This window comes from Streptomyces sp. AC627_RSS907, from assembly GCF_019049165.1.
The window spans coordinates 69,653-81,881 of sequence record NZ_JAGMUE010000071.1 but is presented as its reverse complement, the minus strand read 5'-3'; the positions used below and the strand labels follow the sequence as shown (position 1 = coordinate 81,881).

Sequence of the window (12,229 nt, the reverse complement as noted above, 5' to 3'; positions counted from 1 at the left end):
CAGCCGCCTGACCGCTCCTCGTCCGCACCCCCGCATCGGCAGCCTCATCCACGCCCCCATGCCCCCCTCGCCGCATCTCTTCCACTGCGCACCCCTCAACCCCCACCCCTTCACCCCTCACCCGCAACCTCACCCGCGATCTCGTCAGCGCCCCGAAGCCACCGTTTCACCCGCGCGGGAGCCCATAAGTAAAGAAGTGCGGACACCACTTCCGCTTACTCCGGGGCAGTAGTACAAAGGACTCAACGGCCCGCGAGACCAAGGACATCCGAAAGGATCACCTTCAGACGCATCCGGCCCCACGGACCGAGCATGAACACCGGGCACCCACGCGACGTCGACCCGTCGATTACGGGCCAGCCGCACCAGGTGACGGGCAAAGCACCCGACCTGATGGGCAATATCTCGAGGACGCTTGGTAACCAGGTGCTCATGCCAGCGGCGGTACGAATTCTCGTACCGCCGCATTCTCGTGCCTCCCGCGTTCCCCTACCCCCGCACCCCGCGCTCTCTGTGCCGCCCACCGTCGGCGGGGGCCGCACCGGACGTACTCCGTTACGCCGCCCCGCGCTGGAGCGCCTCGCACACGGCCGTCGACTCGCGCGCACCCAGCCCGACCGCCTTGCCGCAGTGGGCGATCCAGGCCGCCATGCCCTCCGGGGTTCCGGAGACGTAGCCGTCGAGCGCCGTCAGGTAGGCCGCGCGCCCCAGCTCGGCATGACCGACCTCGGCCGGACAGACGGACTTGGGGTCCAGGCCGCTGCCGACCAGGACGATGCGCTCGGCCGCACGCGCCACCAGGCCGTTGTGCGAGGTGAAGGGGCGCAGGGCCAGGAGCTCACCATGCACGACGGCGGCCGTCACCAGCGCCGGCGCGGAGCTCCCCGCCGTGACCAGGCCGGCCAGGCCCTCCAGACGGCCGTGTGTCTCCGCGGCATCCGGCAACGGCAGCTCGACGAACGGCTCGTCCACCGGTTCGCCTTCCTGGCGGGGGCGTCCCACCTGGTCGGCCTTGTCCGCGGCCGCCACCAGGTGCAGCCGGGCCAGCACCCGCAGCGGTGACTGCCGCCAGATGGAGAGCAGCTGCCCGGCCTCCGCAGTCAGCCGCAGGGCCGCGCCCACCGCACGCGCCTCGTCGTCGCCACCGAAGTCGGTCCGCCTGCGCATCTCTTCCAGGGCCCAGTCCGCCCCGGACAGCGCCGCCGAGCCCCGGGCGCCGCGCAGCGCCGCCTCGGAGGTGATCTCGTTGCTGCGGCGCCGCATGATCCGGTGGCCGTAGACCCGGTCCACGGCCTTGCGTACGGACTCCACGGACTCGGCCACGCCGGGCAGTGAGCCCAGGGCCGCGAGCGGATCGGCGGTCGCGCCTGTCGTACTCATGAGTACGACCCTACGCACACCGGCGCCGCACCCCACGAATGAGTGGTCTTCTTCACGTGCCTCCAATCCCCTTCACCACGTACCGCTATGGGCCCACTACCCTTGGTGAACATGAAAATTGCTTTCGTGGGCAAGGGCGGCAGTGGCAAGACCACCCTGTCCTCCCTGTTCGTACGCCACCTCGCCGCCACCGGCGCGCCCGTCGTCGCGATCGATGCCGACATCAACCAGCACCTGGGGGCCGCGCTGGGGCTCGACGAGTCGGAGGCGGCCGGACTGCCCGCCATGGGCGAGCACCTCCCGCTGATCAAGGAGTACCTGCGCGGCACCAACCCGCGCATCGCCTCCGCCGAGCAGATGATCAAAACGACCCCGCCCGGCGTGGGTTCGCGCCTGCTGCGGGTGCGCGAGGACAACCCCGTCTACGACGCCTGCGCCCGGCCGGTGGAACTCGACGGCGGGGCCGTCCGTTTGATGGTCACCGGCCCCTTCACGGACGCCGACCTGGGCGTCGCCTGCTACCACTCGAAGACGGGCGCGGTGGAGCTGTGTCTGAACCACCTGGTCGACGGCCGTGCCGAGTACGTCGTGGTCGACATGACGGCGGGCTCGGACTCCTTCGCCTCCGGCATGTTCACCCGCTTCGACCTCACGTTCCTCGTCGCCGAGCCGACCCGGAAGGGAGTCTCCGTCTACCGCCAGTACAAGGAGTACGCCCGCGACTTCGGCGTCACCCTGAAAGTCGTCGGCAACAAGGTGCAAGGGCCCGACGACCTCGACTTCCTCCGCGAGCAGGTCGGGGACGACCTGCTGACGACCGTCGGGCACTCGGACTGGGTGCGCGCCATGGAGAAGGGCCACCCGCCCCGGTTCGAGCACCTGGAGGACGACAACCGCCGCGCGCTGCGCGCCCTGCACACAGCCGTCGACGCGACGTACGAGCTGCGGGACTGGGAGCGCTACACCGAGCAGATGGTCCACTTCCACCTGAAGAACGCCCACAGCTGGGGCAACGAGCGCACGGGGGCCGACCTGGCGGCGCAGGTGGACCCCGGTTTCGTCCTCGGCGAGGGAGTCGTCGCACCGGTGTGACGACTCCCCACGCCACCACCGGGACGGTTACCGCTTGGCCGCCGGAGCCCCCGGCACGCCCTTCGGCGCCGGCGCCGGGTCGGCCGACAGGAAGGACGCCCAGCCCTTCTCGGGGGCCTGGCCGACACCCAGGGAGCGCAGCTTCTTCAGGATCTTCGGGTCCTGGGCGTCCAGCCAGTCGGCCAGCTGCCGGAAGGAGACGCAGCGCACCTCCTCCTTGGTGCACACCTCCTCGACGACCTCCTCCACGGCGCGCATGTAGGTGCCGCCGTTCCAGGACTCGAAGTGGTTGCCGATGATCAGGGGTGCCCGGTTGCCGTCGTAGGCCCGCCGGAAGCCCTGGAGCAGGCCGTCGCGCATCTGGTCGCCCCAGAGCTCGTGCTTGGCCGGGTCGCCCTGGGTGGCGGTGCCCGACTGGTTGACCATGAAGTTGTAGTCCATGGTGAGCTGCTCGAAGGTGTGCCCGGGGAACGGCACGAGCTGCATCGACAGGTCCCACAGCCCCTGCTTCTTCCGCGGCCAGACCTGGTTGTTCACTCCGCTGGAGTCGTAGCGCAGGCCCATCTCGCCGGCGGCCCTCATGAAGTTCTCGCGCCCCTCCAGGCACGGGGTGCGGGCGCCGATCAGTTCCTTGTCGTAGTCGAAAGGCAGGGGCGCCGCGTTCCTCGCCCCGGTGTTGGTCTTCCACGTCTGCACGAACCGCTTGGCCTGTCTGGTCTCGTCCTTCCACTCCTCGACCGACCACTCGCCGACCCCGCTCCCGCTGCCGCAGAAGTGACCGTTGAAGTGGGTGCCGATCTCGTTGCCCTCCAGCCATGCCAGCCGCAACTGCTCGACGGTGGCCGCGATGCCCTCCGCGTCGTTGAAGCCGATGTCGGAGCTGCCCGGTGAGTGCTGCGGCGGCAGGTACAGGTCCCGTTTCTCTTCCGGCAGCAGGTACACGCCGCTCAGGAAGTACGTCATCGTCGCGTTGTTCTCCTTGGCCACTTCGCGGAAGTGGGAGAACAGCCTCTGGCTGTCCTCGCCCGCGCCGTCCCAGGAGAACACCACGAATTGCGGGGGCTTCTCGCCGGGCTTGAGGCGCTCGGGCCGGAGCAGGTTCGGCTGAGCGCCGGTGTACGCGGTGGAGCCGTCACCGATCAGCCGTACCGCGTTCTCGGGCGCGGGCGCCCCTTTCCCTTTCTCCCTCTGCGGATTCTCCCTCTGCGGACCGTGCGCCCCTTCACCGGAACCGTTATCGCCGCCGACGGCGCAACCGGCGAGCGACGCGGCGCAGACTGCGGCGGCGATCACGGTGCGCGCGGCGATCCTGCGGGTGGCGGCCATGTCCGCCCACCTTCTTCCTTCTCTCGGGCCAACGCCGACGAGGGCGATGTCGGGTGCTGTGCCGGGACGGGCAATCAGCGTCGACAAGGTGGCACGAGACAGAGAAGGAATTAATACGACAAGCCGATGAAATGAGCGATTCACCCGCTTGAGCAGTCCATTACTCCATTTGCGCGAATACTCTATGCCCCTTCTTTACTCTGCATTACGATCTGTTTACTGAGCGCAATCATCGAGAGCGCTCGGCCTTCCGCCGCTGTACGCCGTGCCCGCACGGCCCGCGAGCTCCCCCGCCCGGCGGGGGGCCACCCCTGACCGCGACCGCGCAGCCCCGGAGGAGACGGGAAACATGTCAGCCTGCGTCCCCGCCCGCGCCGATTCGGCCCGGACCAAGCACGTCCATCCACCCCACAGCCCGCCGCCGCCCGGCGGCCCCCGGCGCTTCCGCGTCGCGGGTGCCGACGTGTCGGCCTCGATCGCGGTCTTCCTGATCGCCCTGCCCCTCTCCCTGGGCATCGCCCTCGCTACCGGCGCCCCCCTCCAGGCCGGCCTCGTCGCCGCCGCCGTGGGCGGGATCGTCGCCGGATGGCTCGGCGGCTGCCCACTTCAGGTCAGCGGCCCCGCCGCCGGACTCACGGTGGTCACCGCCGACCTCATCCAGCGCTACGGATGGCGCACGACCTGCGCCATCACGGTTCTCGCCGGGCTCGCGCAACTGGGCCTCGGCTGCCTGCGGGTGGCGCGTTCCGCGCTGGCCGTCAGCCCCGCCATCGTGCACGGCATGCTCGCCGGGATCGGCGTCACCATCGCCGTCGCCCAGCTGCACATCGTTCTCGGCGGCACCCCGCAGAGCGCCGTGCCCGACAATCTGCGCGCGCTGCCCGCCCAGTTGGCGAGCCCCAGACCGGCCGATCTCGCGGTGAGCGTGCTGACCCTGGCTCTGCTCCTGCTCTGGCCGCGGCTTCCGGGCCGGGCCGGACAGCTCCTGGGCAAGGTGCCCGCCGCCCTGGTCGCCGTCGCCGGCGCCACGACGGTCGCGGCCTTCGCCGGGCTGCGCCTGCCCAAGGTCGACCTGCCGTCCTGGAGCAGTCACGCCCTGGCCACGCTGCCCGACGGCGCGGTGCTCGGCATCGCCGCCGCCGTTCTCACCACCACACTGGTGTGCAGCGTGCAGTCCCTGCTCGGCGCGGTCGCCGTGGACAAGCTGGCCGCCGCCCGGCCCGGTCTGACGGGCCGCGTGGGGCGCTCCGACCTCGACCGCGAACTGCTCGGGCAAGGCGCCGCCAACATCGTGTCCGGGTCGCTCGGCGGACTGCCCATCGCGGGTGTGGCCGTGCGCAGTTCGGCGAATGTGGCCGCGGGTGCCGTCAGCCGGAACTCCACGATGCTGCACGGCGTTCTCGTAGTGATCGCCACCCTGCTGATGGTCCCGGCCCTCGAGCTCATCCCGCTCGCCTCGCTCGCCTCCCTGGTCATGGCCGTCGGCCTCAAGATGGTGTCGCTGAACCACATTCGCACGGTGACCCGCCACCGTGAGGTGCTGGTCTACACGGTGACCACCTGCGGCGTGGTGTTCCTCGGCGTCCTGGAGGGTGTCGCACTGGGCATCGCCGTGGCCGTCGGCGTCGCCCTGCACCGCCTGACCCGCACCCGGATCACGCACGACGAGACGGAAGGAGTCCATCACGTACACGTACGAGGCCAGTTGACGTTCCTCGCGGTGCCGCGACTCAGCCGGGTCCTGCACCAGGTGCCCCACGGGGCGAGTGCCGTCGTGGAGCTGGACGGGTCGTTCATGGACCACGCGGCGTACGAGACGCTGCAGGACTGGCAGAAGACGCACACCGCGCAGGGGGGCTCCGTCGACATCACCGGCCGCCGGCCCGGCACCCGTATCTCCGAGCCGACCGACGTGGACGGCTGCCGCTGCCGCCCCTGGACCCCGTGGCGCAATCACCAGTGCGAGCGCCCGCAGGCGGCGCCCCCGCACGGTTCCGCCCGGCGGAGCGGAACCGGCCCAGGAGACGGAGGGACCGCCGACGCGGTGACCGGTCCGAGCGCGGCCGGCAGAGCCGACGGGCCCGACCGGTCCGGCGCGTCCAGGCAACCCGGTGGCACCGGCGGCACCATGGGCACCATGGGCACCAGCGGACATGAACTGGCGCGCGGCATCAGCGCGTTCCAGCGCAACACCGCCCCGTTGGTGCGCGGCGAGCTGGCGCGGCTGGCGCGCGAGGGACAGCAGCCCTCCCAGCTGTTCCTGACCTGCGCCGACTCGCGGGTGGTCACGTCGATGATCACCTCCAGTGGTCCCGGCGACCTCTTCGTGGTGCGCAACGTGGGCAACTTCGTGCCGCCGCCCGGCGAGGAGAGCGGTGACGACTCGGTGGCCGCCGCGATCGAGTACGCGGTGGACGTGCTGAAGGTGCGGTCCATCACGGTGTGCGGCCACTCCGGGTGCGGGGCCATGCAGGCGCTGCTCAGCTCCGAGCCCGGGGGCGCGCGAACCCCGCTCAAGCGGTGGTTGCGGCACGGGCTGCCGAGCCTGGAGCGCATGTCCGAGGGCTCCTCCCGGTCCCAACCGGCCGGATACCGGCCCACGGACACGGTGGAGCGGCTCTGCCTGGCCAACGTGGTCCAGCAGTTGGAGCACCTGCGCGCCCACGACTCGGTGTCCCGGGCGCTGAGCGCGGGAGAACTGGAACTGCACGGCATGTACTTCCACGTGGGCGAGGCGCAGGCCTATCTGCTCGCGGAAGGGACCGGGAGCGGCGTGTTCGAGCGAGTGCGGGAGGCGGATCCGATCGCCTGATCCCGGACGACGGGCCGGTGCGCGGCCTCGAACGGTCGCGCACCAGCGTCTCTGGGAGCCGGGCGGCGACGGGAGGTGTGAGAGGCGTTACAAGAGCTGAACCCTGCGCCACCGGTTTCCGTGGGTACGGAAGACCAGGGCCCTGGAGACAGACCAGGGCCCTGGAGACAACGACAGGTCTAAACCAATTGCCCGTCGACCCTTGTCACCGGCCCCCCGGGTCTGATGAGCTGTGGCCTGGGACACAACGGACAACCCTGAGAATGGGAGATGTCGTGAGCAACGAATCCTTGGCCAACCTGCTCAGGGAGGAGACGGGACGATGAGCGAGAATTCCTCCCTCTCCAACCTGCTCAAAGAAGAGCGCAGGTTCACACCCCCCGCCGACTTGGCGGCGAACGCCAACGTCTCGGCGGAGGCGTACGAACAGGCCAAGGCTGACAGGCTCGGCTTCTGGGCCGAGCAGGCCCGCCGACTCACCTGGGCCCAGGAGCCGACCGAGACCCTCGACTGGACGAACCCGCCGTTCGCCAAGTGGTTCAAGGACGGCACGCTGAACGTCGCCTACAACTGCGTGGACCGGCACGTGGAGGCCGGACACGGCGACCGCGTGGCCATCCACTTCGAGGGCGAGCCCGGTGACAGCCGCGCCATCACCTATGCCGAGCTCAAGGACGAGGTCTCCAAGGCTGCCAACGCCCTGCTGGAACTGGGGGTGCGCAAGGGCGACCGCGTCGCCGTCTACATGCCGATGATCCCGGAGACGGCGATCGCGATGCTGGCCTGCGCCCGGATCGGCGCCGCCCACTCGGTGGTCTTCGGCGGCTTCTCCGCCGACGCCCTCGCGACCCGCATCCAGGACGCCGACGCCCGCGTCGTCATCACCTCCGACGGCGGCTACCGCCGTGGCAAGCCCTCCGCGCTCAAGCCCGCCGTCGACGAGGCCGTCGAGCGCGCCGGCACCGTCGAGCACGTGCTGGTCGTCCGCCGCACCGGCCAGGACGTCGCCTGGGACGACTCCCGCGACAAGTGGTGGCACGAGACCGTCGACCGGCAGTCCGCCGCGCACACGCCCGAGGCGTTCGACGCGGAGCACCCGCTGTTCATCCTCTACACGTCCGGCACGACGGGTAAGCCCAAGGGCATCCTTCACACCTCCGGCGGCTACCTCACACAGACGGCGTACACGCACTGGGCCGTCTTCGACCTCAAGCCGGAGACCGACGTCTACTGGTGCACCGCCGACGTCGGCTGGGTCACCGGACACTCGTACATCGTCTACGGCCCGCTCGCCAACGGCGCGACGCAGGTCATGTACGAGGGCACCCCGGACACACCGCACCAGGGCCGCTTCTGGGAGATCGTGCAGAAGTACGGCGTGACGATCCTCTACACCGCGCCCACCGCGATCCGGACGTTCATGAAGTGGGGCGACGACATCCCCGCCAAGTTCGACCTGTCCTCCCTGCGCGTGCTCGGCTCGGTCGGCGAGCCGATCAACCCGGAGGCCTGGATCTGGTACCGGAAGACGATCGGCGCCGACAGCACCCCGGTCGTCGACACCTGGTGGCAGACGGAGACCGGCGCGATGATGATCTCGCCGCTGCCGGGCGTCACGGACTCCAAGCCCGGCTCCGCCCAGCGACCGCTGCCCGGCATCTCCGCGACCATCGTCGACGACGAGGCGAACGAGGTGCCGAACGGCGGAGGCGGCTACCTGGTCCTCACCGAGCCGTGGCCGTCCATGCTGCGCACCATCTGGGGCGACGACCAGCGGTTCATCGACACGTACTGGTCACGGTTCGAGGGCAAGTACTTCGCCGGTGACGGCGCCAAGAAGGACGACGACGGCGACATCTGGCTGCTGGGCCGCGTGGACGACGTGATGCTCGTGTCCGGGCACAACATCTCCACCACCGAGGTCGAGTCGGCCCTCGTCTCCCACCCGTCGGTCGCCGAGGCGGCCGTGGTCGGCGCGGCGGACGAGACGACCGGGCAGGCCATCGTCGCCTTCGTGATCCTGCGCGGCACGGCGTCGGAGAGCGAGGACCTGGTCGCCGACCTGCGCAACCACGTCGGCGCGACGCTCGGCCCCATCGCCAAGCCCAAGCGGATCCTGCCGGTGGGCGAGCTGCCCAAGACCCGCTCGGGCAAGATCATGCGTCGCCTGCTGCGCGACGTGGCCGAGAACCGGCAGCTCGGGGACGTCACGACGCTGACGGACTCCACGGTCATGGACCTGATCCAGGCGAAGCTCCCCGCCGCGCCCAGCGAGGACTGACCCACCGGCCCCACGCATGTGAAAGGGCACCCGGCGCGTCCTTCGCCCCGCCGGGTGCCCTTTCACGTGCGGCGCTCACCCCCTCCGCGGGGCACCCCCTCAGCGGGGCACCCCTTCACATGCGCGGCACCCCTCCACATCCCTCCGCCTGCGGACGCCCCGTCCTCCGCAGGCGCCCCGCCACACGCGGCCGCCCCGTCACCCGGCCGCCCCGTCACCCGGGCGAGCTCACCGGGCCGCCGCGCCGTCGTATGGGTAAGCTGAGAAGCAGATAAAAGATCCATCAAGATCCTCATGGTGCGCCGGGAAGTCTGGTCGGCATGTGTTCCGTGCTGCCCATCCACCGGAGGTTCTCCCCGTGACCGCCCCCCGCACCCCCCGCACCCCCCGCAAGGTCTTCGGCCGCCTGTCCCTCCCGGAGCGGAACTACGTCGCCGACGCGCTGCGCACCGAGACCGTCGGGGGTGTCCTGCTGCTGGTCGCCGCGGTGGCCGCGCTGGTCTGGGCGAACATACCGGCGCTGCACGACAGCTACGAGAGCGTCAGCCACTTCCACTTCGGCCCCGAAACCCTCGGCCTGAACCTGTCCATCGCGCACTGGGCCGCCGACGGACTGCTCGCGATCTTCTTCTTCGTCGCCGGGATCGAGCTCAAACGCGAGCTCGTCGCCGGTGACCTGAAGGATCCGAAGGCCGCCGCCCTCCCGGTGGTGGCGGCCCTGTGCGGCATGGCCGTACCGGCGATCGTCTACACGCTGACCAACACCGCCGGCGGCGGCTCCCTGGCCGGGTGGGCCGTGCCCACCGCCACGGACATCGCGTTCGCACTCGCCGTGCTCGCCGTCATCGGCACCTCCCTGCCGAGTGCCCTGCGCGCCTTCCTGCTGACGCTCGCCGTCGTCGACGACCTCTTCGCGATCCTGATCATCGCGGTCTTCTTCACCGACGGCCTGGACTTCGCCGCGCTCGGCGGCGCGATCGTCGGTCTCGCCGTCTTCTGGCTGCTGCTCCGCAAGGGGGTCCGCGGCTGGTACGTGTACGTCCCGCTGGGCCTCGTCATCTGGGGGCTGATGTACAACAGCGGCGTCCACGCCACCATCGCCGGCGTCGCGATGGGCCTGATGCTGCGCTGCCACACCCGCGAGGGGGAGGAGCACTCCCCCGGCCAGCACATCGAGCACCTCGTGCGTCCGCTGTCGGCGGGCCTCGCCGTGCCGCTGTTCGCGCTGTTCAGCGCGGGTGTGTCCCTCTCGGGAGGGGAGCTGGCCGACGTGTTCACCAAGCCGGAGACCCTCGGGGTCGTCCTCGGGCTCGTCGTCGGCAAGACCCTCGGCATCTTCGGCGGCACCTGGCTGACCTCGCGTTTCACCCGGGCGTCGCTCAGCGACGACCTCCAGTGGGCCGACGTGTTCGCGGTGGCGACCCTGGCCGGCATCGGGTTCACCGTCTCGCTGCTCATCGGCGAGCTGGCCTTCGAGGGCGACGCCGCGATGACGGACGGGGTCAAGGCCGCCGTACTGACCGGCTCGGTCGTCGCGGCCGCCCTGGCGACGGTGCTGCTGAAGGTACGGAACGCCAAGTACCGCAGGATGACCGAGGCCGAGGAGCGCGACGAGGACCTCAGTGGCATCCCGGACATCTACGAGGAGGACGACCCCGCGTACCACCTGCGCATGGCGGCCATCCTCGAGAAGAAGGCCGCCGAGCACCGCAGGATCGCCGAGGAGATCGAGTCGGCGCGGCTTGCCGAAGTGCCGGGCGGGGCAGGCGGTGAGGGCGGCGGTCCGGCATGATCTGACGAGACGGTACAAAAGACGGGACCGTACGCAGTCGGGCGGAAGACGACGACGGCAACGGAACCGTACGCAGAGAGCCAGCAGAAGAGGGAGACCGCGATGAGCGCACCCGACGGCAGCCCGGTCGGCACCGAACGCAGCATCGGCCAGCTGTTCGCCTCGGCGACCACCGAATTGTCGGCGCTGGTGCACGACGAGATCGCGCTGGCCAAGGCGCAGCTCAGGCAGGACGTCAAGCGCGGGGCGACGAGCGGTGGTGCGTTCACGGCGGCGGGCCTGCTCCTGGTGTTCTCGCTGCCGATGCTGAGCTTCGCGCTCGCCTACGGCATCCACACCTGGAGCGACTGGAACCTCGCGGTCTGCTTCCTGCTGTCCTTCGCCGCGAACGTCCTCGTCGCGGGCCTCCTCGCGCTGATCGGCGTCGTCTTCGCCAAGAAGGCCAAGAAGGGACGCGGCCCGCAGAAGGTCGCCGCCTCGGTGAAGCAGTCGGCGGGCGTCCTCCAGAACGCCAAGCCGCACCCGCGGCCGGAGCTGCCCGCGGACCGGTCCCCCGAAGCCATCGAGGCTGTGGCACGCTCGTCCTCATGACGGACCCCGCCACCCCATCGGCGCAACCCGCCTCGGTCGTACGACTCGGCGTCCCCGGCGGGCGCGAAGTGATCCACCGGGACGTCGCCGCGAACGGCGCACGTTTCCATATCGCCGAGGTGGGCGACGGACCGCTGGTGCTGCTGCTGCACGGCTTCCCGCAGTTCTGGTGGACCTGGCGGCACCAACTGGTGGCGCTCGCCGACGCCGGTTTCCGCGCGGTCGCCATGGACCTGCGCGGCGTCGGCGGCAGCGACCGCACCCCGCGCGGCTACGACCCCGCCGGCCTCGCCCTCGACATCACCGGCGTGATCCGCTCGCTCGGCGAGCCGGATGCCGCGCTGGTCGGCCACGACCTGGGCGGATACCTGGCCTGGACGGCCGCCGCGATGCGGCCCAAGCTCGTACGGCGGCTCGCGGTCTCCTCGATGCCGCATCCCCGGCGCTGGCGCTCCGCCATGCTCGGCGACGTCCGCCAGACCCGGGCGGGCTCCTACATCTGGGGCTTCCAGCGCCCCTGGATCCCGGAGCGTCAACTGACCGCGGACGACGGCGCGCTGGTCGGCCGGCTGATCCACGACTGGTCGGGGCCGCGGCCGCTGGACGACAAGGTGGTGGAGGTCTACCGCCGTGCCATGTGCATCCCCTCCACGGCACACTGCTCCGTCGAGCCGTACCGCTGGATGGTGCGCTCCCTGGCCCGGCCCGACGGCATCCAGTTCTACCGGCGCATGAAGCGGCCGGTACGCGTACCCACCCTGCATCTGCACGGCTCGCTGGATCCCGTGATGCGGACACGGAGCGCGGCGGGGTCCGGGCAGTACGTCGAAGCGCCGTACCGCTGGCGGCTGTTCGACGGCCTCGGACACTTCCCGCACGAAGAGGACCCGGCCGCGTTCTCGACGGAGCTCATCAACTGGCTGCGGGATCCCGAACCCGACCGGTGACGGAACAC

At 70.6% G+C, this 12,229-nt stretch carries 8 protein-coding genes; 6 read left to right on the top strand and 2 right to left on the bottom strand.

The window, feature by feature from the left end; genetic code table 11:
- Positions 1-555: 555 nt before the first annotated feature.
- On the bottom strand, positions 556-1,380 hold the full coding sequence (locus KUM32_RS17800; RefSeq protein ID WP_217142892.1) for a Fic family protein: 825 nt from the start codon (positions 1,378-1,380) through the stop codon (positions 556-558).
- Positions 1,381-1,491: 111 nt separating this feature from the next.
- Here KUM32_RS17800 and KUM32_RS17795 point away from each other — a divergent pair, with 111 nt between their 5' ends.
- Entirely contained in the window at positions 1,492-2,472 is a 981-nt protein-coding gene (locus KUM32_RS17795) for an ATP-binding protein (RefSeq protein WP_217142891.1), read from the top strand.
- Positions 2,473-2,499: 27 nt separating this feature from the next.
- Here the strand turns inward: KUM32_RS17795 and KUM32_RS17790 are convergent, their stop codons facing one another.
- Entirely contained in the window at positions 2,500-3,798 is a 1,299-nt protein-coding gene (locus tag KUM32_RS17790) for a hypothetical protein (RefSeq protein ID WP_217142890.1), read from the bottom strand.
- A gap of 349 nt (positions 3,799-4,147) precedes the next feature.
- Here KUM32_RS17790 and KUM32_RS17785 point away from each other — a divergent pair, with 349 nt between their 5' ends.
- The 5 genes from KUM32_RS17785 (at position 4,148) to KUM32_RS17765 (ending at position 12,221) form a co-directional block, all read left to right on the top strand.
- Positions 4,148-6,610 carry a bifunctional SulP family inorganic anion transporter/carbonic anhydrase gene (locus tag KUM32_RS17785; RefSeq protein WP_217142889.1) on the top strand — a complete coding sequence of 821 codons (2,463 nt, stop codon included), beginning with the start codon at positions 4,148-4,150 and terminating at the stop codon, positions 6,608-6,610.
- A 322-nt stretch (positions 6,611-6,932) separates the two neighbouring features.
- Positions 6,933-8,891, top strand: coding sequence for an acetate--CoA ligase (gene acs / locus KUM32_RS17780; protein WP_217142888.1), 1,959 nt, complete (start codon positions 6,933-6,935; stop codon positions 8,889-8,891).
- A gap of 358 nt (positions 8,892-9,249) precedes the next feature.
- Complete coding sequence (gene nhaA / locus KUM32_RS17775; RefSeq protein WP_217142887.1) at positions 9,250-10,683, top strand: Na+/H+ antiporter NhaA; 1,434 nt, start codon at positions 9,250-9,252, stop codon at positions 10,681-10,683.
- 102 nt (positions 10,684-10,785) lie between these two features.
- Positions 10,786-11,274 carry a phage holin family protein gene (locus tag KUM32_RS17770; protein ID WP_217142886.1) on the top strand — a complete coding sequence of 163 codons (489 nt, stop codon included), beginning with the start codon at positions 10,786-10,788 and terminating at the stop codon, positions 11,272-11,274.
- Positions 11,271-12,221, top strand: coding sequence for an alpha/beta fold hydrolase (locus KUM32_RS17765; RefSeq protein ID WP_217142885.1), 951 nt, complete (start codon positions 11,271-11,273; stop codon positions 12,219-12,221). Before KUM32_RS17770 ends, KUM32_RS17765 begins: the two co-directional genes overlap by 4 nt.
- Positions 12,222-12,229: the final 8 nt, after the last annotated feature.

Coding starts and splice junctions, on each gene's coding strand:
- KUM32_RS17765 (WP_217142885.1), top strand. CDS start 11,271: ATGACGGACCCCGCCACCCCATCGGCGCAACCCGCCTCGGTCGTACGA.
- KUM32_RS17785 (WP_217142889.1), top strand. CDS start 4,148: ATGTCAGCCTGCGTCCCCGCCCGCGCCGATTCGGCCCGGACCAAGCAC.
- acs (WP_217142888.1), top strand. CDS start 6,933: ATGAGCGAGAATTCCTCCCTCTCCAACCTGCTCAAAGAAGAGCGCAGG.
- KUM32_RS17800 (WP_217142892.1), bottom strand. CDS start 1,380: ATGAGTACGACAGGCGCGACCGCCGATCCGCTCGCGGCCCTGGGCTCA.
- KUM32_RS17770 (WP_217142886.1), top strand. CDS start 10,786: ATGAGCGCACCCGACGGCAGCCCGGTCGGCACCGAACGCAGCATCGGC.
- KUM32_RS17790 (WP_217142890.1), bottom strand. CDS start 3,798: ATGGCCGCCACCCGCAGGATCGCCGCGCGCACCGTGATCGCCGCCGCA.
- KUM32_RS17795 (WP_217142891.1), top strand. CDS start 1,492: ATGAAAATTGCTTTCGTGGGCAAGGGCGGCAGTGGCAAGACCACCCTG.